We start from the raw sequence: 1,624 nt of genomic DNA, 5'->3' as shown, positions 1-1,624 counted from the left end.
TCTCACCAAAGCAAAAGCGCTTTGCTCAAATTGAAGCATTAGAATCGGATGCTGCTTTGCTAGATAAATCCAGCACGCCATTAGATGAATTAAGCAGTTACAGTGACGCACAGTCATTCAGTGCAAAAGAATTCACCTCCGATGTAGACAGCGCAGCCATCCACAAAGTGACCGAAGACGACATGCCATGGCTGAGTGACCAACAAGCCATAGTACGTAGTTACGACCAGAGTAATACGGTCATTGCTTATGTGGATGGAAAAAACAGCGGTTTTCAATTGTCAGTTGAAACCGGGCTGATCGATTTTAATACCCCTGTCATTCATTATGCGGTGATATCTGATAGTGAAAGTGATTGGGTACTGAGTGAAGCGCTTCAATATGACCAAGAAAACCCACATTTTGCGACGGCGCAGCTCGGTGGTTTTCCCCCAAAAGGAAAATTCACTTTACAGATAACCTCTCCAGGTTATACCCATCACTCGGAACTGGTTTTTCAAGACTTAACTCTTGAGCAAGTACAGAATTGGTCGACTCCGAGCCAAATGGTCGAAAGGGTAGAACCCGAACCAGAACGTAGCGAACAAGAGCTAAATGCAGAAGATAATCTCAGTCAATATATGTCGCTCTGGAAACAAGAATTAGGAATGTAAGTTATGAACAAAAAAGTCGTATTTGGCTTGACCGCATTAGCTATAACGGGCGTTGGGGTAGGCATTGCTTGTAGCTCAAAAGTTCAGCAATGGTTAGAAGAAAGAACGATTGCTCAGATAGAAAAAGAACGGTACAACCACGCTTTAGAACGCTTAATGCCAACAGTACACTTTAAAGATGGTGCGACATCAGAAGAGGCCACATGGCTATTGGATATTGCAGATCCACGCACCGCGCCTTTGGCTCAGTGGGACAATCCCGGAGACAAGCCGCAAATCATCACGCAGATTTATCGTGCTGAAAACCGCAAACAAGCTGGTTTATACACCATGAATTTAGACGGCAGCAACCTACAAACCTTGTTGACTCCAGAAGAAGTTGGCAGCCTAGCTGGGTTTACCAAAAACTTGCGCCCGCAGCGCTCACCAAATGGCCGCTTCTTGTTTTTTAACATGGGGTTATTCGCATCGTTAAAAGGTTGCGCCGTTGCAGATCTTAAAACCCGCCAAATTGAACGCTTTGGTGGCGGTTGTAACTTTGGTGGCTGGCTGCCTGACAGCAGTAAAGCTTACATGTCGCAACTCGGTAAGGCGTATGAATTTGATACCAACAGCATGGTTATGACTGAGCTGCCGCTGGCTTTACCTAACCCGGATTCTCCGGAACTGAGAAAGAAATGGCTGGATGGTAATGAGCATGCTTATGATGAACCTATAAGAGTGCAACTTTTGAATCAAGGAAAACAACTACTGGTAACAGCAAGAACTTCTCATAACAAAGTTGTATTAGGTCGGGCCGATGAGGAAACTAATCTCATCTATCAAGTTGGCGATTGGCAACATTACAAGGAGGAGCGTTATTACCCTAAGGAATGTTACCTAGCCGAAGAGCGGAGAAAGTACAATGCCGTTGCAGATTATATCTACTGGCGGGAGGACGGCGGTGCGTTTACTTGCAACACCAAGGATGG

The 1,624-nt window shown here is 45.3% G+C and carries 1 protein-coding gene and 1 pseudogene; both read left to right on the top strand.

Annotation, left to right across the window (positions count from 1 at the left end; translation table 11 throughout):
- A pseudogene (locus tag R7M92_RS24875) lies at nt 1–653 on the top strand (hypothetical protein); the annotation flags it as partial.
- A gap of 3 nt (nt 654–656) precedes the next feature.
- A partial coding sequence (locus R7M92_RS24870) for a hypothetical protein (RefSeq protein ID WP_318134573.1) occupies nt 657–1,624 on the top strand: 968 nt, incomplete at its 3' end.

Source organism: Vibrio sp. Vb2880 (assembly GCF_033337975.1).
Lineage (GTDB): Bacteria > Pseudomonadota > Gammaproteobacteria > Enterobacterales > Vibrionaceae > Vibrio > Vibrio alginolyticus.
Note: the sequence above shows the minus strand (reverse complement) of the source record. Positions and strands in the feature narration are given on the sequence as shown.